At 64.1% G+C, this 19,889-nt stretch carries 16 protein-coding genes and 2 pseudogenes; 11 read left to right on the top strand and 7 right to left on the bottom strand.

Features of this window, described 5'->3' with window-relative positions:
- The first annotated feature begins 67 nt into the window (after positions 1–67).
- The 8 genes from C6Y56_RS15545 to C6Y56_RS15510 all read left to right on the top strand — a co-directional run bounded on the left by C6Y56_RS15545 (position 68) and on the right by C6Y56_RS15510 (position 8,871).
- Positions 68–850, top strand: a complete 783-nt coding sequence (locus C6Y56_RS15545) for an ABC transporter permease (protein ID WP_169430634.1) — start codon at positions 68–70, stop codon at positions 848–850.
- Complete coding sequence (locus tag C6Y56_RS15540; RefSeq protein ID WP_169430633.1) at positions 850–1,698, top strand: ABC transporter ATP-binding protein; 849 nt, start codon at positions 850–852, stop codon at positions 1,696–1,698. Before C6Y56_RS15545 ends, C6Y56_RS15540 begins: the two co-directional genes overlap by 1 nt.
- Entirely contained in the window at positions 1,695–2,657 is a 963-nt protein-coding gene (locus C6Y56_RS15535) for a HEAT repeat domain-containing protein (protein WP_169430632.1), read from the top strand. The genes C6Y56_RS15540 and C6Y56_RS15535 overlap by 4 nt, the downstream gene beginning before the upstream one ends.
- A complete protein-coding gene (locus tag C6Y56_RS15530) occupies positions 2,654–2,932 on the top strand; it encodes a DUF971 domain-containing protein (protein ID WP_169430631.1) in 279 nt (92 codons plus the stop codon). The genes C6Y56_RS15535 and C6Y56_RS15530 overlap by 4 nt, the downstream gene beginning before the upstream one ends.
- 207 nt (positions 2,933–3,139) lie before the next feature.
- A complete protein-coding gene (lexA, locus tag C6Y56_RS15525; protein WP_119429325.1) occupies positions 3,140–3,757 on the top strand; it encodes a transcriptional repressor LexA in 618 nt (205 codons plus the stop codon).
- Complete coding sequence (gene imuA, locus C6Y56_RS15520) at positions 3,757–4,374, top strand: translesion DNA synthesis-associated protein ImuA (RefSeq protein ID WP_169430630.1); 618 nt, start codon at positions 3,757–3,759, stop codon at positions 4,372–4,374. Before lexA ends, imuA begins: the two co-directional genes overlap by 1 nt.
- A gap of 7 nt (positions 4,375–4,381) precedes the next feature.
- The gene (locus C6Y56_RS15515) at positions 4,382–5,797 is read left to right on the top strand and encodes a Y-family DNA polymerase (RefSeq protein ID WP_169430629.1); all 1,416 of its coding nucleotides are present in this window, start codon (positions 4,382–4,384) and stop codon (positions 5,795–5,797) included.
- Complete coding sequence (locus C6Y56_RS15510) at positions 5,773–8,871, top strand: error-prone DNA polymerase (protein WP_212633386.1); 3,099 nt, start codon at positions 5,773–5,775, stop codon at positions 8,869–8,871. Before C6Y56_RS15515 ends, C6Y56_RS15510 begins: the two co-directional genes overlap by 25 nt.
- On the opposite strand, the pseudogene C6Y56_RS15505 reads toward C6Y56_RS15510, so the two are convergent.
- Both C6Y56_RS15505 and C6Y56_RS29580 read right to left on the bottom strand, forming a co-directional pair.
- Positions 8,872–9,144, bottom strand: a pseudogene (locus C6Y56_RS15505) (flavin reductase family protein); the annotation flags it as partial.
- Positions 9,135–9,463, bottom strand: a pseudogene (locus C6Y56_RS29580) (spermidine/putrescine ABC transporter ATP-binding protein); the annotation flags it as partial. The pseudogenes C6Y56_RS15505 and C6Y56_RS29580, both read right to left, overlap by 10 nt.
- A 137-nt stretch (positions 9,464–9,600) precedes the next feature.
- On the opposite strand from C6Y56_RS29580, the gene C6Y56_RS15495 reads away from it, so the two are divergent.
- The 3 genes from C6Y56_RS15495 to C6Y56_RS15485 all read left to right on the top strand — a co-directional run bounded on the left by C6Y56_RS15495 (position 9,601) and on the right by C6Y56_RS15485 (position 15,197).
- Positions 9,601–10,290 carry a GntR family transcriptional regulator gene (locus C6Y56_RS15495; protein WP_169430628.1) on the top strand — a complete coding sequence of 230 codons (690 nt, stop codon included), beginning with the start codon at positions 9,601–9,603 and terminating at the stop codon, positions 10,288–10,290.
- 132 nt (positions 10,291–10,422) lie between these two features.
- Positions 10,423–12,534: a hybrid sensor histidine kinase/response regulator gene (locus C6Y56_RS15490; protein ID WP_169430627.1), complete on the top strand. Its 2,112-nt coding sequence runs from the start codon at positions 10,423–10,425 to the stop codon at positions 12,532–12,534.
- A 29-nt stretch (positions 12,535–12,563) separates the two neighbouring features.
- Positions 12,564–15,197, top strand: a complete 2,634-nt coding sequence (locus C6Y56_RS15485) for an excinuclease ABC subunit UvrA (RefSeq protein WP_169430626.1) — start codon at positions 12,564–12,566, stop codon at positions 15,195–15,197.
- 120 nt (positions 15,198–15,317) lie between these two features.
- On the opposite strand, the gene C6Y56_RS15480 is transcribed toward C6Y56_RS15485, so the two are convergent.
- Genes C6Y56_RS15480 through C6Y56_RS15460 form a run of 5 tightly spaced genes read right to left on the bottom strand, consistent with a single transcriptional unit; the run spans position 15,318 to position 19,889 of the window.
- Positions 15,318–17,261, bottom strand: a complete 1,944-nt coding sequence (locus C6Y56_RS15480; protein WP_169430625.1) for a response regulator — start codon at positions 17,259–17,261, stop codon at positions 15,318–15,320.
- Entirely contained in the window at positions 17,251–18,126 is an 876-nt protein-coding gene (locus tag C6Y56_RS15475) for a sensor histidine kinase (protein ID WP_169430624.1), read from the bottom strand. The genes C6Y56_RS15480 and C6Y56_RS15475 overlap by 11 nt, the downstream gene beginning before the upstream one ends.
- Positions 18,119–19,129, bottom strand: a complete 1,011-nt coding sequence (locus tag C6Y56_RS15470) for an ATP-binding protein (RefSeq protein WP_169432656.1) — start codon at positions 19,127–19,129, stop codon at positions 18,119–18,121. The genes C6Y56_RS15475 and C6Y56_RS15470 overlap by 8 nt, the downstream gene beginning before the upstream one ends.
- Positions 19,126–19,530 carry an anti-sigma regulatory factor gene (locus tag C6Y56_RS15465; protein WP_039768856.1) on the bottom strand — a complete coding sequence of 135 codons (405 nt, stop codon included), beginning with the start codon at positions 19,528–19,530 and terminating at the stop codon, positions 19,126–19,128. Before C6Y56_RS15465 ends, C6Y56_RS15470 begins: the two co-directional genes overlap by 4 nt.
- The gene (locus C6Y56_RS15460; RefSeq protein WP_011334518.1) at positions 19,527–19,889 is read right to left on the bottom strand and encodes an STAS domain-containing protein; all 363 of its coding nucleotides are present in this window, start codon (positions 19,887–19,889) and stop codon (positions 19,527–19,529) included. The genes C6Y56_RS15465 and C6Y56_RS15460 overlap by 4 nt, the downstream gene beginning before the upstream one ends.

The raw sequence follows: 19,889 nt of genomic DNA, 5'->3' as shown, positions 1-19,889 counted from the left end.
TGGGGAGAGGGCTGGGGTGAGGGGTAATCTCAGCCACAACACAGCTCCACAATTGGAAACCCGATCCATGAAGTCACCCACCCTACGCTGGACATCGAGAGCCGCCTCATTACTCCTCTGCCTGCTCTTCTGGCAACTGGCCGCCAGCCACCACTGGAACCTCGGCCTCGTCACCTTCGCCAACGTCCCGACCCCGCTGGCCGTGATCGAAGCCGCCCTCGGCCTGGGCGACTCCGGCAAGCTCATCCAGCACCTGATCGCCAGCCTCGGCCGGGTGTTCGCCGGCTACCTCGCGGCGCTGGTGATCGGCATCGCCCTGGGCCTGGCCATCGGCCGGTCGAAATGGGCCGAAGACCTGCTGCTGCCGCCACTGGAAGTGCTGCGCCCGATCCCCGCCGTGGCGTGGATTCCACTGGCGATCCTGATGTTCCCGTCGTCGGAATTGTCGATGGTGTTCATCACCTTCACCGGCGCGCTGTTCCCGATCCTGCTCAACACTGTGCACGGCGTCGAAGGCGTCGACCCGCGCCTGATCGCCTCGGCCAAAAGCCTCGGGGCGGGGCGTCGGGCGATCCTGCTGGAAGTGATCCTGCCGGGTGCTGCACCGAGCATCATCACTGGGCTGGCGATCGGCATGGGCACCTCGTGGTTCTGTCTGGTGACCGCCGAAATGATCTCCGGCCAGTTCGGCATCGGTTACTACACCTGGGAGTCCTACACCATTCAGAACTACGCCGACATCGTGGTCGGCATGTTGCTGATCGGCGTGTTGGGCATGGGCAGCAGCCTGCTGATCAAACGCCTGGGCGGACTATTCACGCCCTGGCACCGACCACGAGGAAAAGCCTGATGAGCGTGATGCAAACCCCGGAAGGGCGGATCGACATCCGCCAGTTGTCCATCGTCCTCGGCGAAGGCCGGCAAGCGTTCGAAGCGGTGCAGGGCCTGGACTGCCAGATCGAGCCGGGCCAGTTCGTGTGCATTCTCGGCCCGTCCGGTTGCGGCAAATCGACCTTGCTCGGCGCGCTGGCCGGGCATCTGCAACCTCACCGGGGGCAGTTGAAAGTCGACGGCGCCGAAGTGTCCGGCCCGTCACCGCAACGCGGCATGGTGTTCCAGCATCACACCTTGTTCCCGTGGCGCACGGTGCGCGACAACGTTGCCTTCGGCCTGAAAATGCGTGGCATCGGCAAGGCCGAGCGCCTTCGTGGCGCCGACGACATCCTCAAACTGGTCGGCCTCGAAGACTTCGCCGAGCGCTGGCCCGATCAGCTTTCCGGCGGCATGCAGCAACGGGTGGAAATCGCCCGGGTGCTGGTCAACCGGCCACGCCTGTTGCTGATGGACGAACCCTTCGGCGCACTGGACGCGCTGACCCGACTGAACATGCAGGAACTGCTGCTGGACATCTGGACGCGGATTCGCACCACCGTGGTGTTCGTCACCCATGACATCGACGAAGCGCTGTTCCTCGCCGATCGCTTGCTGGTGATGAGCGCGCGGCCGGGGCGGATCATCGAAGACTTGCGCCTGGATTTCCCACGCCCACGCACCACCGAACTGGTCACCAGCCACGCGTTCTCGCGCCTCAAGCGCCACTGCCTCGACCTGCTGCGCCACGACAACGACCGACCGCTGCCGCGCCTCAACCCGCTCGGTTTGCCTCCTGAAAACGCCTTGCCGAGATTTGCCCTGTGACCTCATTTTTTGCTGTGACCGATAACGACGACATTCTCGCCCTGCAACCGCGCCTGACCGCCGATGACGCCGGTGTGCGCCGGATTGCCCTGATCGACCTGGCCGACCTCGAAGAGCCGGACGGCTTGCTCTGGCTGGTCGAGCGACTGGCTGAAGACCCCGCCGAAGAAGTGCGTGCCGAAGCGGCGCGCCTATTGGAGGCCTGGGAAGACGAGCCGGTGGTTGAAGCGCTGTGCCAGGCGCTGACGGATCCGTCGCCCGCAGTGCAAGCCGCAGCGGCGCAGAGCCTGAGCCTGCTCAAGACCGAAGCGGCGGGCAGGGTGATTCTGCCGTGGACCGCCCATGCCGACACCGGCGTGCGGGTTGCTGCGTTCCGGGCCTTGCGCGAACTACGTTTCCCCGGCGCTGCGCCTGCCGCGATTCAGGCGTTGAACGATGCCGACGCCAGTGTCCGTCGCGAAGCCGTCGGCGTGCTCGGCTGGCTCAAGCAACTCGACGCACTGCCGGCCTTGGCCCGACTGGCGAGTGACGACCCGGACACCGAAGTACGCCGCGCCGCCACCGGCGCCCTGGGTCTGGCAAGTGACGCTGAAGTGCTGCCCGCGTTGCGTCAGGCCTTGCAGGACCACGCTTGGCAAGTACGCGAAGAAGCCGCGACCACCCTCGGCAAGGTCGGCCACACCGACGCCGGGCCGGCGCTGATCGAAGCCTTGGCCGACGACTACTGGCAAGTGCGCCTGCGCGCCACCCGCAGCCTCGGCCGTTTGCGTTACGTGCCGGCCCTCGACGCCTTGATCGAAACCCTCGGGCATCGCATCAGCAACCTGCGCAAGGAAGCGGCGCTGGCGCTGGGCGAGTTGAATGATCGCGGCGCCGTGGCAGCGTTGCAGGCCGCGCAGGACGACGGCGACCCGGAAGTGCGCAAAGCCGTGCGGATTGCCTTGAGTCAGCTGCAATGAATCCGCTGGCGGTCGGTAATTCTCAAAGTGAACACCGCTTGCGGTTGAGCTGGCCGGATGGCCGCGAGCAGTTGCTCGACCATGCCGAACTGCGCCGCCAGTGCCCGTGCTCGCAGTGCCGGGCGTTTCGCCTGCGGGGTTCGCCGCCAATGGTTGACCCGCGTGTGCGGGTCATCGAATTGAACGCTCAGGGCTACGGCCTGCAACTGGTGTTCAGCGATGGTCATCAACGCGGGATCTATCCATGGCAGTACCTGGCGCAACTCAAACCTTAGGCTCACCGCAATCAACCGGGGCTCAGAAAGACTTACTGACACTGGCCACGACCGTCGCAGGGGGATCGCGTGGCTGTTCAAGGGCAGCAGGCTCAGGGGGCCGATCTGTTGCTCCAGGCCGATGGTCCGCGCCGCGTTGACGGTGTAGGCGTAGAACGGTTTGAGCTGACTGGCGGTGCTTGTCAGGAAATTCTCGCAGGAGTACAAATGTACTCCATGACGACTCTGACTCCCCGCCGTACCGCCATCCTGACCTTTATCCGCGAACGCATCGCCGAACACGGTCAGCCCCCAAGCCTCGCTGAAATCAGCGAGGCTTTTGGTTTTGCCTCCCGCAGCGTGGCGCGCAAGCATGTGCTGGCGCTCACCGAAGCCGGGTTCATCGAGGTCAATCCGCATCAGGCCCGGGGCATTCGCCTGCTCGGGCAGCCGCCGCGGCCGGAACTGCTCGACGTGCCGGTGCTCGGCCGGGTAGCTGCCGGTGCCCCGATTGGCGCCGATGCCGACATCCACAATCGCCTGATGCTCGATCCCGCGCTGTTCTCCCGTACGCCCGACTACATGCTGCGGGTGCAGGGCGACTCGATGATCGAGGACGGCATTCTCGACGGCGATCTGGTCGGCGTGCGGCGCAACCCCGAGGCCCTCAACGGCCAGATCGTGGTGGCGCGGCTCGACGGCGAGGTCACCATCAAACGCTTCGAGCGGGTCGGCGATGAGGTTCGCCTGCTGCCGCGCAACCCGGCGTACCAGCCGATTGTGGTGCGTGACGATCAGGACCTGGCCATCGAAGGCGTGTTCTGCGGTCTGGTGAGGCAAGGCTGATGGGTGCCGTCGTTGCGCTGGATACGCTGTTCAATGGCGGCCAGGTCTGGAAGGGCCGGCCTGCGCCACCGACCGCCAGCCCGCAACCCACCGGGCACGCCGCGCTGGACGCGGCCTTGCCCAGTGGCGGCTGGCCGGAAGCGGCGCTGAGCGAGATCCTCCTGGCCGGGCCCGGTGTCGGCGAGCTGCAACTGGTGTGGCCGACCCTGGCGCGGCTGTCGGCGGCGGGCGAGCGCATCGTGCTGGTGGCGCCACCGTTCGTGCCGTACCCGCAGGCCTGGGCCAATGCCGGGGTCGATCTGCGTCAGTTGTCGGTGATCCGGGCCAGCGAACGCGATGCCTTGTGGGCGGCGGAACAATGCCTGCGCTCGGGCAGTTGCGGCGCGGTGCTGTGCTGGCCGCACAAGGCCGATGACCGCGCCTTGCGCCGTTTGCAGGTGGCGGCGGAAACCGGCCAGACCCTGGCGTTCGCGTGGCGGCCCTTGAGCGAAGCGGTCAACCCGTCGCCAGCCGCGTTGCGCATCGCCATTGATGCGCGCCCGGCGCAATTGCGCGTGCTCAAGTGCCGGGGCGGTCTGGCGCGCAGCGCACCGATTGCCTTCACCGTGGGGCATTGAGGTCGCCATGCGCTGGGTTTGCATTCTGTTCCCACAATTGGCCCTCGACGCCGTGCTGCGTCAACGGCCCGATCCCGAGCAACCGTTGGCGCTGCTCAGCGGCCCGGCCCAGCGCCGGCTGCTGCAAGCGGTCAACCCGGCAGCGCGGGCATTGGGCTTGCGTCCGGGTCAGTCGATGACCGCCGCGCAAGCCATGAGCAAAGGGTTCGCCACCGTCGATTACGATTCGGCCGAGGTCGAGCACTGGCAGCAGTTTCTCGCCGCCTGGGCCTATCGTTTCAGCGCCCAGGTCAGCGTCCATTACCCGCGCACCGTGGTGTTCGAGATCGAATCGAGCCTTGGGCTGTTCGGTTCCTGGGCGCAGTTCGAGGCGCGATTGCGCACGGAACTGACGGAACTGGGCTTTCGGCACCGCATCGTTGCCGCGCCCAACCCGGTGGCGGCGCGGGTGTTGGCCAACGCCTACGACGGATTGGTGGTGCCCGACGGTGAAGCCCTGCGCCATCACCTCGGGCAACTGCCGGTCGACCGCGTCGGGCTTGAGCCGAGCGTGGCCACGGCGCTGTCGCGCATGGGCCTGCGTAACCTCCATCAGGTGCAGAGCCTGCCGCGTCAGGCCCTGGCTCGGCGTTTCGAGGCGCCGATGCTCAAGCATCTGGATACGCTGTTCGGCGCACGACCGCTGGCGCTGGCGTTCTACCTGCCGCCGGATCGTTTCGATGTGCGCATCGAACTCAACTTCGACGTGCAGTCCCATCAGGCGCTGCTGTTCCCGTTGCGCCGCCTGACATCCGATCTGGCGGCGTTTTTGTGCGGGCGCGACAGCGGCGTGCAGCGCTTCGATCTGCACCTTGAACACGCCGGGTTGCCGGACACGCTGATCAAGGTCGGCCTGCTCAGCGCCGAGCGGGATCCGGCGATGCTCTTTGAACTGGCCCGTGGCCGACTGGAGCAGGTGCAGGTCGAAGCCCCGGTGCGCGGTTTTCGTCTGCGCGCCGAAGATTTGCCGAGTTTCGTGCCGCAGTTTCAGGAACTGTTCGACGAGCGCCCGCAGCAGACCTTGCCCTGGGAGCAATTGCGCGAACGCCTGCGTGCGCGGCTGGGGGATGAGGCGGTGCAGGGCCTGCGCTTTCAGGCCGATCATCGCCCGGAGTGCGCGTGGCAGAACGCCGATGACAAACAGCGTTGCCCTGCATTGCCGGGCGTGCAGCGTCCGGGCTGGTTGCTGGGCGAGCCGCAGTCGGTGCCCGAAGGTTCGGCACGCATCCTCATGGGGCCGGAACGCATCGAGTCCGGCTGGTGGGACGGTGATGATGTGCGCCGCGACTATTACCTGATCCAGAACCGCGCTGGCCAGCAAGGCTGGGCGTACCGGGCAGTGGGTGAGGGCGGCCCGTTGTGGCTGCAGGGCTGGTTCGCGTGAATCTGGGTTATGCCGAGCTGCACTGCCTGTCGAACTTCAGTTTTCAGCGTGGTGCTTCGAGTGCGCTGGAGCTGTTCCAGCGGGCGAAAAAACATGGCTATCAGGCGCTGGCGATCACCGATGAATGCACCCTGGCCGGGATCGTCCGTGCCTGGCAGGCGGCAAAATCTGTGGAGCTGCCGCTGATTATCGGCAGTGAGATGCGCATCGAAAACGGCCCGAAACTGGTGTTGCTGGTCGAAAACATCGAGGGTTATCAAACGCTGTGCGGCTTGATCACCCAGGCTCGACGGCGCACCCAGAAAGGCCAGTATCAAGTGCTGCGCGAAGACTTCAGCGAGCCGCTGCCGGGGCTATTGGTGCTGTGGGTGCCGGAGGCGGTCGATGACATGAAAGAGGGCCGTTGGCTGAAGCAGACCTTCGGTGAACGCCTGTGGCTGGCGGTGCAGTTGCATCGCGGGCAGAACGATCAGCAGCGGTTGACCGCGTTGCTGAGCCTGGCGGATGAACTGCAGATCCCCGCCGTGGCCAGTGGTGATGTGCACATGCACGCCCGTGGCCGGCGAGCCTTGCAGGACACCATGACTGCGATCCGTCACCACGTCCCGGTGGCCGAAGCCGGATTGCGCCTGCACCCCAACGGCGAACGGCATTTGCGCTGCCTCGATGTGTTGCGCGAGTTGTATCCGCAGACCTTGCTGGAAGAGTCCGTGAAACTGGCCCGCCGCTGCACGTTCGATCTGGGCGAGTTGCGCTATCAATACCCCAAAGAACTGGTGCCTGAAGAGCACAACGCCAGCTCCTGGCTGCGCCACCTGACCGAGCAAGGCATCGCCTGGCGTTGGCCGAAAGGCGCACAGCCCAAGGTGCTCAAGCAGATCGATGATGAACTGGAGCTGATCGCCGAACTCGGCTACGAAAGCTACTTCCTCACCGTACACGACGTGGTGCGCTTCGCCCGGGAGCAGAAGATTCTCTGCCAGGGCCGGGGCTCGGCGGCCAACTCGGCGGTGTGTTTTGCCCTGGGCATCACCGAAATCGACCCGGATCGCACCACGCTGCTGTTCGAGCGCTTCATGTCGAGGGAGCGCAACGAGCCGCCGGACATCGACGTGGATTTCGAGCACGAACGCCGGGAAGAAGTCCTGCAATACGTGTTTCGTCGTTATGGCCGTCGTCGTGCGGCACTGACGGCGGTGGTCAGCACCTATCACGCATCCGGCGCGATCCGCGACGTGGCCAAGGCGCTGGGCTTGCCGCCGGACCAGATCAATGCGCTGGCCGATTGCTGCGGCCACTGGAGCGATGAAACGCCGCCCGTGGAACGCCTGCGCGAAAACGGCTTCGACCCGGACAGCCCGATCCTGCACCGGGTACTGAGCCTGACCGGGCAACTGATCGGTTTTCCCCGGCATCTGTCGCAGCACCCCGGTGGTTTCGTGATTTCCGAGCAACCGCTGGACACCCTGGTGCCGGTGGAAAACGCCGCCATGGCCGACCGCACGATCATCCAGTGGGACAAGGACGATCTCGACGCGGTCGGGCTGCTCAAGGTGGATATCCTCGCCCTCGGCATGCTCAGCGCGATTCGCCGTTGCTTCGACCTGCTGCGCCGTCATCGCCATCAGGACCTGAGCCTGGCCACCATCCCGCCTGACGATCGCCCGACCTACGACATGATCAGCCGCGCCGACACCATCGGCGTGTTCCAGATCGAGTCCCGGGCACAGATGTCGATGCTGCCGCGCCTGCGCCCGCAAACCTTCTACGACCTGGTGATCGAAGTGGCCATTGTCCGGCCGGGGCCGATCCAGGGCGGGATGGTGCATCCGTACCTGCGCCGCCGGAACAAGGAAGAAAAGGAAACCTATCCGTCCCCGGAGCTGGAGGTGGTGCTCAAGCGCACCCTCGGCGTGCCGCTGTTTCAGGAACAGGTGATGCAGATCGCCATCGTCGCCGCCGACTACAGCCCCGGCGAGGCCGACCAGTTGCGCCGCTCCATGGCCGCGTGGAAACGCCACGGCGGGCTGGAACCGCACAAGGAACGGCTGGCGGCCGGCATGAAGAAAAACGGCTACAGCCCGGAATTCGCCGCGCAGATCTTCGAGCAGATCAAGGGCTTCGGCAGTTATGGTTTTCCCGAGTCCCACGCCGCCAGTTTTGCCTTGCTGACCTATGCCAGTTGCTGGCTCAAGTGCCATGAACCGGCGGCATTCGCCTGTGCGCTGATCAACAGCTGGCCGATGGGTTTCTACAGCCCGGACCAGATTCTTCAGGATGCGCGCCGGCATCATTTGCAGATCCGCCCGGTGGACGTGCGCGCCAGCGACTGGGATTGCAGTCTGGAGCCGATTGCCGGCGAGCAACCGGCGATCCGCATGGGCCTGCGGATGATCAAGGGTTTTCGCGAGGAAGATGCGCGCAGCATTGAAAGCGCTCGGACGAGGGGCGCGTTTGCCGATGTCGCCGACCTGGGCGAACGGGCCGGGCTCGACAGTCGGGCCCAGGCATTGCTGGCGGATGCCGGGGCGTTGCGCGGCCTGGTCGGTCACCGCCATCGTGCGCGCTGGGAGGTGGCCGGGGTGCAGAAACAGCTCGGGTTGTTTGCCGGATTGCCGAGTCAGGAAGAACCGGATGTGCGGCTGCCCACGCCGAGTGTCAGCGAAGACCTGTTCACCGATTACGCCACGCTGGGCACCACGCTGGGGCCGCATCCGCTGACGCTGTTGCGCGACGAATTGCGGGCGCGGCGCTGTCGCAGTTCCCGGGAATTACTGGAGGTCGAGCACGGGCGACCGGTCAGCGTGGCAGGGCTGGTGACCGGCCGCCAGCGTCCGGGCACTGCCAGCGGCGTGACTTTCGTGACCCTGGAAGACGAGTTCGGCAACGTCAATGTGGTGGTCTGGCGCGATCTCGCCGAGCGCCAGCGTCAGGTGCTGGTCGGTTCGCAGTTGCTCAAGGTTGACGGCCGCTGGGAGCGCGAAGGCGAGGTGCGGCACCTGATCGCCGGACGCCTGAGTGATCTGACTCCGCTGCTCAACGGCATCCGTGTACAGAGCCGCGACTTCCACTGATCAGCGCTGCGGCCAGAACCGTTCGCCACCCCCCGGTGCCTCCGTCCACGCCTGCAACGTGCGGGTTGGCAGATCGAAATAATCCCGGGTTCGCGCATAACCATGCCCGCCCATGCGACCGATCGCATCGAGCCCCAGTTGATTGATGTACAGGGTTTTCGGATCGATCAACTCGTCGCGCACATGGGCCATCAACACCTCGCCAAAAATGATCTCCCGTGACTGGCCGATGTTCAGCGCCATCAATCGCCGACATTCCAGCGCCACCGGTGCTGCGGACGCTCATAAATGTCGGTCGGGGTGCCGATCTGCAGGATCTTGCCGGCAGACATCACCGCGATCCGGTCGGACAGGGTCAACGCTTCTTCCTGAGCGTGGGTGACGAAGAAGACCCAGCATCTCGAGGCCGAAGGCGATATTCTGCGCGACACTCATGTGCGGAAACAGCGCGTAACTCTGGAACACCGTGTTGACCCTACGCTTGAACGGCGGCAGGTGGTTCACGGTTTCGCCCGCCAGCCGGATCGCCAGGGTCATCAGAATACCGCTTGGATACGTTGCGCACTTCAATGGCTAATGATTGACCCGCAATGGTGCAATCCTCTAATTATTGTATGCAATATCTGAATGCAATTTAGAGATGCCCGGATTAATCTGCTGGCGCAACCCCCCATTTACCTGACTGAGTCGTTCGTCGGGCAGCGTTGCCAGCATTGAAGGAGTTTTCAAATGACCGAGAAAAAAACGGAAACCACGGTCCACCGCGTCTACCAAGGGGTTTACGAGGCGATCAGCAAGCGTTCGCTGCGTCCGGGGATGAAGCTGGGCGAGGCGTCGCTGGCGGAATTGTTCAATGTCAGCCGCACGTCGGTTCGCGCGGCACTCAAGCAACTGGAGGCCGACGGACTGGTTACCACCGAGCCTAATAAAGGTGCGTCGGTATCGTTGCCCAGTGATGAAGAAATCCGTTCGCTGTTCGAAACCCGGCGCCTGATCGAGATCGGCATCGTCACCGAGCTGTGCCGGCGCAAGGATTGCGCCGCGATGCAGGACCTGCGCGAACACCTGCTGCTGGAAGATGAGGCCCACGCGGCCGGAGACCACGAACGGCTGATTCACCTGCTCGGCGAGTTCCACCTCAAACTGGCCCGCAGCCTGAACAACCCGGTGCTGCTCGACTGGTTCCAGAAGCTGATTTCCCGCGCTTCGCTGTACGCCGCCGCGCTGGACGACGACAGCCACCAAGCCTGTCGCGACGATGAGCATCTGCGCCTGATCGAGTACATCGAGGCCGGTAATCAGAGCGCGGCCATCGAGCTGACCTGCATGCACCTGGACGGCATCCAGAAGGCGATTCTCGACGTCGCTGCGAAGATGAAGAGCGGCTACCACCCGCTCAAACACCTGATCGAAGTCTGAGTCTTGGCCGGGTCCGAAATCGGCTATACCTCTAATGAAACCAATGAGGCCTCTCGATGCTCGAAACACACGGGCGTGGCGTCAGAGGGCGTTGCGAAATCGGTCGAAAACCACAGGACATTGAGTCAATCGATGCAGTTTTTATCCGATAGTCACGGTTGTGACGGCTGGCAGGGCGAGATGGCCGGGCGAATCCGTGCGTTCGACTGGAGCGGGACCGATCTGGGCCCTCTCGAATCCTGGCCGGCCAGCCTGTGCAGCACGGTGCAGTTGATGCTCGCTTCTCCGTTGCCGATGGTCATGCTCTGGGGCCGTGCCGGCTACATGATCTACAACGATGCCTACTCGCGGTTCGCCGGCGGCCGCCACCCGTACCTGCTCGGCGTGCCGGTGGAGCTGGGCTGGCCGGAGGTCGCCGACTTCAATCGGCATGTGGTCGACACCTGCCTGGCAGGCGGCACCCTGGAGTACCGTAACAAGGTGCTGGTGCTGTTGCGCGATGGCGTGCCCGAGGATGTCTGGCTCGACCTTTATTACAGCCCGGTGGCCAACGATGCCGGGGTTCCGGCCGGCGTCATGGCGATGGTGGTGGAGACTACCGAGCTGGTGCTGTCCGAACGTCTGCGTCAGGCTGCCGAAGACGCCTACCGCGCCGACAATGAACGGGTTCGGCTGGCGCTGAATGCCGGGGCGCTGCTCGGCTCGTTTGTCTGGGACGTCAGAAACAACGTGCTGTCGGCCGACGAGCGATTCGCCCGGACATTTTCCTACCCGCCTGATCAAGACCTGACCAACCTGCCGCAGCATATCGCCGAAGCGCACATTCACCCGGACGATCGCAATTGGGTACGGGAGTGCGTGGAGAATTCGGTACGTACCGGCGAGCCCTACAACGCCGAATACCGAGTGGTGCGTGCCGATGGCAGTTGTCTGTGGGTACTCGCCAGCGGCGCCTGCGAATTTGACGAGCAGGGCCGGCCGTTCCGTTTCCCCGGCGTGCTGATCGACATTCACGAGCGCAAGACCGCCGAAGAATCCCTGCTCAAGTTCACCCGCAACCTCGAACAGCGTGTGGCGGATGAAGTCGAGGCGCGCCTCACCGCCGAAGAGCAATTGCGTCAGTCGCAGAAACTCGAAGCCATCGGCGGCCTCACGGGCGGCGTGGCCCACGACTTCAACAACCTGTTGCAAGTGATCGCCGGCAACCTGCACCTGCTGGCCCGCCATGAACCGGACAATGCCAACGTGCAACGCCGGGTCAGCGCCTCGCTGGCGGCGGTGGAACGCGGGGCCAAGCTGTCCTCGCAACTGCTGGCGTTTGCCCGGCGCCAGCCGCTGTCGCCGGCAGTGTGCGATCCACGGCAGATCTTCGAAGGTGTCGGCGAATTGCTGCAACGGGCACTGGGGGAAACCATTCAGATTGATGTGCAACTGCCCGAGGAACCGTGGCACATCAACGTCGACCGCAATCAACTGGAAAACGCCATTCTCAATCTGGCGATCAACGCCCGGGATGCCATGAAAGGCGAGGGCACCATCGTGCTCGGCGCCGCCAATACGTCACTGGATCGGACGTTCTGCGCCGGCAAGGGCATCGCGCCGGGGGATTTTGTGCGGGTTTCGGTCAGTGACAGCGGCGTCGGCATCGCCCCGCACATGCTGGAGCAGGTCTTCGAACCGTTCTTCACCACCAAGGCTGACGGCCAGGGCACGGGCCTGGGCTTGAGCATGGTGTTCGGTTTCGTCAAACAGAGCGGCGGGCATGTCGAGATCGACAGCCACGTCGGCGAGGGCACGCGGGTGCAGTTGTATTTTCCGCGCAGCTTGCGACCGATGCTCGATGAAACGCCAGGCGCGCAACGTCAGCAGGCGGGCGGCAACGAGACCATTCTGGTGGTCGAAGACAACGAAGCGGTGCGCACCTCCGCTGTCGAACTGTTGCGCGAGGAAGGTTACCGGGTGCTGATCGCCGGCAATGGCGACACGGCCATGCAAATGCTGCTGGAGGGGGCCCGGGTCGACCTGATCTTTACCGACGTGGTCATGCCCGGGCTGATCAAAAGTTCCGATCTCGCCGCCTGGGCCAAGGTGCAAATGCCGCCGGTGGCCGTGCTGTTCACCTCCGGCCACACCCGCGACATCATCTCGCGCAATCACCAGCTCAGCCCGGACACCCATTTGCTCGGCAAGCCCTACGGGCCCGAGGCGTTGTTGCAGATGATCCGTGCGGTGCTGAGTGCCTGAGCCATTTCTCTTCAGACCAAGGTTGGCCGATGACTTCCAAGCGCAGCTCCAGTTCCGCCGCCGGCATGGTCCGGGTGCGCGGTGCCCGCGAACACAATCTGCAGAACGTTGACGTCGATATTCCCCGGGATGCGCTGGTGGTGTTTACCGGGGTGTCCGGTTCGGGCAAGTCGTCGCTGGCGTTTTCGACCTTGTATGCCGAAGCGCAGCGCCGCTATTTCGAATCGGTGGCGCCCTACGCGCGGCGGTTGATCGATCAGGTCGGCGTACCGGACGTCGATTCCATTGAGGGCCTGCCGCCGGCCGTGGCCCTGCAGCAACAACGCGGCACGCCGAGCACGCGCTCGTCGGTGGGCAGCGTCACCACGCTGTCGAGCCTGATCCGCATGCTGTACTCCCGCGCCGGCAGTTACCCGGCGGGTCAGCCGATGCTGTACGCCGAGGACTTCTCGCCGAATACGCCACAAGGTGCCTGTCCGCAATGCCATGGACTGGGCCGGGTTTATGAAGTGACCGAAGCCTTGATGGTGCCGGATCCGAATCTGACCATCCGCCAGCGCGCCGTGGCCTCCTGGCCGTTGGCCTGGCAGGGTCAGAACCTGCGCGACATCCTGGTGACCATGGGCATCGACGTCGACATACCCTGGCGCAAGCTGCCGAAAAAGCAGCGCGACTGGATCCTCTTCACCGAGGAAACGCCAACGGTTCCGGTGTACGCCGGGCTGACGCCGGAAGAAACCCGCGTCGCCCTCGAACGCAAGATGGAGCCCAGTTATCAAGGCACGTTCACCGGTGCCCGGCGCTACATCCTGCACACCTTCACCCATTCGCAAAGTGCGCTGATGAAGAAGCGCGTGTCGCAATTCATGCTCGGCAGCCTGTGCCCGTTGTGCGATGGCAAGCGCCTCAAGCGCGAGGCGCTGTCGGTGACGTTTGCCGGCCATGACATCGGCGAGTTGTCGCGAATGCCGCTGCTGCAAGTCGCTGAGGTCTTGAAGCCGGTAGCTGACGCGAGCTGGCTGGAACAGGTCGATGAGCCCGGCGAAACCCTGACGCACAGCCAGACCCGCGAAGCCCGGCAACAGCGCGTAGCCCATGGTGCCAGCGGCCACACCCACGCACCGGACGTGCGCCACACCCCCAACCTGTCGCTGGAAAAACGCCTGGCGGCGCAGCGCATCGCCGAGGACCTGCTGGAGCGGGTCAGTACCCTGACCGATCTCGGCCTCGGTTATCTGGCGCTGGAGCGCAGCACGCCGACCCTGTCGTCAGGCGAGCTGCAACGCCTGCGACTGGCCACCCAACTGGGCTCGCAATTGTTCGGCGTGATCTATGTGCTCGACGAACCTTCCGCGGGCTTGCACCCGGCTGACGGCGAGGCGCTGTTCGAGGCGTTGCAGCGTCTGAAGGCCGACGGCAACAGCGTGTTTGTGGTCGAGCACGATCTGGACACCATGCGCCGCGCCGACTGGCTGATCGATGTCGGCCCGGCGGCGGGTGAAAAGGGCGGGCAGATTCTCTACAGCGGCCCGCCGCCGGGGCTGGCAGCGGTCGAGCAGTCGCAGACCCGCGCCTATCTGTTCGCCGAACAGCAACGCACCACACGCGCCGCGCGCAAACCGTCGGGCTGGCTGAAGCTCGACGGCGTTACCCGCAACAATCTCGATAACCTCAGCGCCGAATTTCCGCTGGGTTGTTTCACCTCGGTCACCGGCGTCTCCGGTTCCGGCAAATCGAGTCTGGTCAGCCAGGCGCTGCTGGAACTGGTCGGCGCGCAGCTCGGGCGCAGCGTCAGTGATGCCGAGCCGGAGGAACTCAATCTGGAAGACGATACCCCGACTGCCAGCACCGGCCAGGTCAGCGCCGGGCTGGAGTCGATCAAACGTCTGGTGCAGGTCGATCAGAAACCCATCGGCCGTACCCCACGTTCGAATCTGGCGACCTACACCGGGCTGTTCGACAACGTGCGCAAGTTGTTCGCCGCGACCGACGAGGCGAAAGCGGCGGGTTACGACGCCGGGCAGTTTTCCTTCAACGTTGCCAAGGGCCGTTGCCCGACTTGCGAGGGCGAGGGTTTTGTCAGTGTCGAGTTGCTGTTCATGCCCAGCGTTTACGCGCCGTGCCCGACCTGCCATGGCGCACGTTACAACCCCGACACGTTGGCCATCCTCTGGCAGGGCTTGAGCATCGCGCAGGTGCTGCAATTGACCGTGGACGAGGCGGTAACGGTGTTTGCCGAGCAACCGGCGATTCGTCGTTCACTGGAAGTGCTGCGCGATATCGGCCTTGGTTATCTGCGCCTCGGGCAACCGGCGACCGAATTGTCCGGGGGTGAGGCACAGCGGATCAAACTGGCCACCGAGCTGCAGCGCAATCAGCGCGGCGCAACGTTGTATGTGCTGGATGAACCCACCACCGGCCTGCACCCGCGAGACGTCGACCGCTTGCTGGAACAACTGGATACGCTGGTGTCGGCAGGGCACACGGTGATCGTGGTCGAGCATGAAATGCGCGTGGTGGCGCAGAGCGACTGGGTGATCGACATCGGCCCGGGCGCCGGAGACCAGGGCGGAAAGATCGTCGTGGCCGGGACACCGCAGAAAGTGGCGGCGAGCAAGAAGAGCCGGACTGCGCCGTTTCTCGCCCGTGCCTTGAACCGATAACTGCGTCGCCTGGGCGGGCCTCATCGCGGGCAAGCCCGCTCGCACAGAGTCTGATGTGTTCACGAAGTTGTGTACGGCACAAAAAACTGTGGGAGTGGGCTTGCCCGCGATGGCGGCGTATCAGGTGCCGTCGAGCGTGCGGCGTACCTTGTCCAGCAATTCGCTGATCTGGAACGGCTTGACCAGCATGTCCATGCCGGCCCCGAGGAACACTTGCCGGTTGATCGCGGTTTCTGCGTAACCGGTCATGAACAGGATCGGCAACGCTTCGCGCCAGTCCCGTGCAACGTCCGCCAGTTCGCGGCCGGTCATGCGTGGCAGACCGACGTCGGTCAGCAGGAGGTCGATCGACGAGTCGTTCTGCAAGCGCTCCAGCGCCGTTTCGATATCGGCGGCCTGGGTGCAGCGGTAACCGGCGTCTTCCAGCACTTCGGTGACGAACAGGCGTACCGTCGGCATGTCTTCGACGATCAACACATGTTCGCCCGAGCCTTGCGGATCAATGGTCACCGGGGCCAGATCGACAGCGGTCGGATCGCTGGTGGCCGGCAGCATGATCGTCACTTCGGTGCCACGTCGCGCCACGCTGCGGATGTGCGCATCGCCACCGGACTGACGGGCGAATCCGTAGATCGTCGACAGACCCAGCCCGGTGCCCTGGCCCAGCGGTTTGGTGGTGAAGAACGGCTCGAACACCTTGTCGATCACGTTGTGCTCGATGCCGGTACCGTCATCGCGCACCGATAGCGCCACATAGGAACCATCGGCGAGGTTCGGGTCGCCGTGGGAATACGCCGCGTAAGTGCTGACCCAGATATTGCCGCCCCGTGGCAATGCGTCCCGGGCATTGATCACCAGATTGAGCACTGCACTTTCGAGCTGGATCGGGTCGACCAGCGCGATGGCAGATTTGGTGGTCAATTCGAGCTTGAGGGCGATGCGTTCGCCGATGGTACGCACCAGCAATTCTTCGAGCGAGCGGACGTGCTTGTTGATGTCTACCGGACGGGTGTCGAGCGGTTGCTGACGGGCAAACGCCAGCAGACGATGGGTGAGCGAGGCCGCGCTCCTCGCCGAGCTCAGGGCCGCTTCGGCGTAGAACTGCACCTTGTCCGTCCGGGCATCGGCAACACGTTTCTGAATCAGCTCGAGGCTGGTGATGATCCCGGTCAGGAGGTTGTTGAAGTCATGGGCGATGCCGCCGGTGAGCTTGCCCAGCGCATCCATTTTCTGTACTTGCAGCAGTTGCGATTCAACGCGAACCCGGTCGGCGACTTCCTTGGCCAGTTGCGTGGTGGTGTCGTCCAGTTGCGCCAGGTGCGAACGTTCGCGGTGACGGTGCTCGGTGACGTCTTCGACGAACACCAGGCTCAGTTTGGGGGTCCGATAGGGCGAAATCTGCCATTCGGTCTCGCGTATCTCGCCCTGAACGCGCATGTTCAGCGTGCCTTTCCAGCGCTCGCCATCCACCAGTCGCAGGCGCAGTTCGTCGAGGATCGCGCCCTGATCCTCGGCGAAGCACTCGCTGAGGGTCTGCGGGTCGCGGTTGTCCTGGATCAGTTGGGAGAAGGCGTGGTTGCACTCGTGGACTTTCAGGTCGGCGTCGAGCACCGCGATGGGCGCGGAGATGTTGACGAAAATCTCCCGGAAACGCGCCTCGCTTTCGCGCAAGGCGTTCTCCGTGTCGCGCACCCGCAGCAGGGTGCGCAACGTTGCCAGCAGCACATCGGGATCGACCGGGTGAATCAGATAAGCATCGGCCCCGGCGTCGAGGCCGGTGATGATGTCGCCGGTCTGGATCGACGCGGCCGACACGTGGATCACCGGGATCAGGGCGGTGCCCGGGTCGGTGCGCAGTTTACGAACGATGTCGAACCCGCTCATGTCCGGCAGATTGACGTCGAGAATCAGCGCATCGAGCGACTGACTGGCGATCAGGGCCAGACCCTCACCGCCGGTGCCGGCCTCGAGCACTACGTAACCGTGGCGCTCCAGGCGTCGGCGCAGGGCGTAGCGGGTGGCGACGTTGTCATCGACGATCAACAGACGGATGTCATGTTTCATCGACGTTCTCCTGGGCAATCGCCAACGGAATGATCACGAAAAAGCTCGAACCCACGCCCGGTGTACTTTCGACACCCACCTCTCCACCGAGCAATTCGGCGAAGCGCTTGCACAGCGACAAGCCGAGACCGGTGCCGCGCAGGCGTTTTTGCAGCGGTGAGTCGACCTGCGAAAAGTCTTCGAACAGGGTGCCGTGCAATTCAGGGGCGATGCCGATGCCGGTGTCGCTGACCGCAAATCGCACTTTGTCCTGACCTTCCAGGCGTGCCGAGACCCGGACTTCGCCACGGGTGGTGAATTTCAGCGAGTTGGAAATGAAGTTGCGCAGGATCTGCGCCAGTTTCTTGTCATCGGTGTACAGGCGCGGCAAGCCCACCGGTTCTTCGAAAATCAGGTCCACCGCCGTGGCGTCGACAATCGGCCGGAACATCCCCCGCAGTGCGGCGAACAGATCGAACATGTCGAACCACGCCGGAGAAATGCTGATGCGACCGGCCTCGATCTTCGCCAGATCGAGCAGGTCGTCAACCATGTCGCTGAGCTCGCGGGCTGCGGTGCTGACGAAGGCCACCTGCTTGTGTTGCTCGGGGCTGAGCGGGCCGTCGAGCTCGTCGGCCAGCAGGCTGTTGATGCTCAGGATCGAGCCCAGCGGCGTGCGGAATTCGTGACTCATGTACGACAGGAAGCGGCTTTTCAGGTCAGAGGCCTGGCGCAGTTGTTCGGCCTGAGTGTCGAGTTCGGCGTAAAGGGCCAGCACGCCCTGATTGGTTTCGTCGAGCTCTTCACGCAGCGCTGCGGTTTCGCTCTGCAATCGTGCGATCAGTTCTGCCTGTTCGGCGTTGGTCAAGATCGGAGACTCAGTCATGGGCGGATTCCAGGGCAACGACCAGTACGGTGACATCGTCGCGCCCGCGGCAGAAGTCGCGGTGCAGGACGGTGGCAATCACGGCGGGATGGCGATGCACCAGACCGGGGTAATCCTGCAGGTTCCAGCGGGACTGCAAGCCGTCGCTATACATGATCAATAGATGTCCGTTCACGTGAGCATAGTCAAAAGGCTGGGCTTTTCGGTACTGGCCGCCGACGATGCCCGGATGCGAGGCCAGTCCGCGGGACTTGTCGGAGGCGATCAGACAGGCACCGATGTTGCCGACACCGGTGAACGCCAGACTGGCCCGATCGGCGTGAAACTGCGCGAATGCCACAGCGCCGCCACGGGTTCCGATCATCTCCCGGTGCATGTCTTCCATCAGGACCGTCGGCGCACCGAACGGATTCAGGGCAAAGGCTTTTTCTCCGGCCCGGGCCGCACACTCGGCGTCTTCGCCATGACCCAGACCGTCGACCACCAGAGCACTGACGTCAGCGCCGTGGAATGCCAGATGCCAGACATCACCGCAGGCCGGGTCGTTGTGCAGCGAGTGCTGGCTGACACCATACGGCATATCCACCTGCCGGTCGCTGCGCGGGTATAAACGAGCAAGCAGAACCGCGCCGCGATGGTCGGCAAAAACATCAAAGACATCGGCCTGGCGTGCCACGGCGCCCAGGCCGATGCCCTGAGTACCGCCGGTGGAAAAGCCATCGGCCATGCACGCATCCAGATCAAAGCCGTGCGCCCGGTCGACCGCGATCATCTCGATGCCGTCGTCACTCTGACGCGGCAACAGACGCAGGTGCAGTTCGCCGTGTCCGGCATGCTTGAGCACATTGCTCGCCAGCTCCGTGGCCACCAGCGCCACGCGGCCGGCATCGCTTTCGCCAAAACCGTGTTGCTCGGCCAGGCGCTGGGCCGTACGCCGGACATGGCCGATCTGGCTGCTGTCTTCGATCACCAACACCTGGGTCAATGACCCGCTGATGTTCATGTCCATCGGGTGATCGTTATGCGGGTGCCTTTGCCGGGCTCGGTGTCCAGTTCGAATTCGTCCACCAGTCGTTTGGCCCCGGTCAGGCCCAGGCCCAGACCGCTGCCGGAAGTCCAGCCATCGGTCATCGCCAGTTTGATGTCGGGAATGCCCGGGCCCTCATCGCGAAAGGTCAGGCGCAGGCCGACCTTGTGGTTGTCATCGAGGATCTGCCAGTCCATGTCGCCACCCCCTCCATACACCATGGTGTTGCGCGCCAGCTCGCTGACGGCGGTCACCAGTTTGGTCAGGTCGATCAGGCGCATGCCGCATTCGGTGGCCAGTTTGCGCGCCTGTTGCCGGGCCAGCACCACGTCCTGCTCGATGTTGATCGGTTGGGTACCGCTGCTGCGCACGGTCATTGCTGGCGTACTCGTTCCTGCAGCAGTTTCATGCCGCGCTCGACGTTCAGCGCGGTACTGACGCCGGGCAGGTACAGACCGAGCTCGACCAGGGTAATGGCGACCGCAGGCTGCATGCCGACGAGCATGGTTTCGGCATCCATGATTTTCGACAGGCCGGAGATGGTGCCGATCATCCGGCCGATAAACGAATCGACCATGTCCAGCGCCGAGATATCGATCAGCACCCCGCGCGCGGAGGTCTTGCTGATGCGCTCGGACAGGTCGTCTTGCAGGGTGAGGGCGAGCTGGTCGTGCATGTCGACCTGGATGGTCACCAGCAGGAAGTCACCCATCTGAAGAATCGGGATACGTTCCAT

It is taken from the genome of Pseudomonas fluorescens (assembly GCF_012974785.1).
Taxonomy (GTDB): Bacteria; Pseudomonadota; Gammaproteobacteria; order Pseudomonadales; family Pseudomonadaceae; genus Aquipseudomonas; species Aquipseudomonas fluorescens_BT.
This window is presented reverse-complemented; position numbering and strand designations above follow the sequence as displayed.

Coding starts and splice junctions, on each gene's coding strand:
- C6Y56_RS15545 (WP_169430634.1), top strand. CDS start 68: ATGAAGTCACCCACCCTACGCTGGACATCGAGAGCCGCCTCATTACTC.
- C6Y56_RS15540 (WP_169430633.1), top strand. CDS start 850: ATGAGCGTGATGCAAACCCCGGAAGGGCGGATCGACATCCGCCAGTTG.
- C6Y56_RS15530 (WP_169430631.1), top strand. CDS start 2,654: ATGAATCCGCTGGCGGTCGGTAATTCTCAAAGTGAACACCGCTTGCGG.
- lexA (WP_119429325.1), top strand. CDS start 3,140: ATGTACTCCATGACGACTCTGACTCCCCGCCGTACCGCCATCCTGACC.
- imuA (WP_169430630.1), top strand. CDS start 3,757: ATGGGTGCCGTCGTTGCGCTGGATACGCTGTTCAATGGCGGCCAGGTC.
- C6Y56_RS15515 (WP_169430629.1), top strand. CDS start 4,382: ATGCGCTGGGTTTGCATTCTGTTCCCACAATTGGCCCTCGACGCCGTG.
- C6Y56_RS15495 (WP_169430628.1), top strand. CDS start 9,601: ATGACCGAGAAAAAAACGGAAACCACGGTCCACCGCGTCTACCAAGGG.
- C6Y56_RS15490 (WP_169430627.1), top strand. CDS start 10,423: ATGCAGTTTTTATCCGATAGTCACGGTTGTGACGGCTGGCAGGGCGAG.
- C6Y56_RS15485 (WP_169430626.1), top strand. CDS start 12,564: ATGACTTCCAAGCGCAGCTCCAGTTCCGCCGCCGGCATGGTCCGGGTG.
- C6Y56_RS15480 (WP_169430625.1), bottom strand. CDS start 17,261: ATGAAACATGACATCCGTCTGTTGATCGTCGATGACAACGTCGCCACC.
- C6Y56_RS15475 (WP_169430624.1), bottom strand. CDS start 18,126: ATGACTGAGTCTCCGATCTTGACCAACGCCGAACAGGCAGAACTGATC.
- C6Y56_RS15470 (WP_169432656.1), bottom strand. CDS start 19,129: ATGAACATCAGCGGGTCATTGACCCAGGTGTTGGTGATCGAAGACAGC.
- C6Y56_RS15465 (WP_039768856.1), bottom strand. CDS start 19,530: ATGACCGTGCGCAGCAGCGGTACCCAACCGATCAACATCGAGCAGGAC.
- C6Y56_RS15460 (WP_011334518.1), bottom strand. CDS start 19,889: ATGGAACGTATCCCGATTCTTCAGATGGGTGACTTCCTGCTGGTGACC.